The following is a 413-nucleotide window of genomic DNA, read 5'->3' as shown; positions in this document are numbered from 1 at the left end:
GTTTTTCAAATAGATACAATCTCTAAAAAAGAACAAAAAACTATTAAAGGCGGAGGTGTAGATGATCCAATTGATCCAAATGAACCGAAAAAAGGCGGCGGAGGAAACGGAAATAACTAAAACGATACCTGAATAAACTTTTTAAAACTATCCAAAAAAATATAAAATCATGAAAAATAGCAAATTAACTTTTAAAGATTTTCAAATAGATACAATCTCTAAAAAAGAACAAAAAACTATTAAAGGCGGAGGTGTAGATGATCCAATTGATCCAAACGAACCGAAAAAAGGTGGAGGAGGAAACGGAAATAACTAAACCGATACCTGAATAAACTTTTTTAAAACTAATCCAAAAAAATATAAAGTCATGAAAAATAGCAAATTAACATTCAAAGATTTTCAATTAGATACAA

The 413-nt window shown here is 28.6% G+C and carries 1 protein-coding gene; it reads left to right on the top strand.

The features are described 5' to 3' along the window. The first annotated feature begins 169 nt into the window (after positions 1-169). Positions 170-316, top strand: coding sequence for an rSAM-modified peptide (locus AC1Q5Z_RS10800; protein WP_492444748.1), 147 nt, complete (start codon positions 170-172; stop codon positions 314-316). Positions 317-413 lie beyond the last annotated feature (97 nt).

Source organism: Flavobacterium sp. GW823-FHT06G12, from assembly GCF_058794775.1.
The sequence above is the reverse complement of the archived record's forward strand: the minus strand, read 5'-3'. Positions and strand labels throughout refer to the sequence as shown.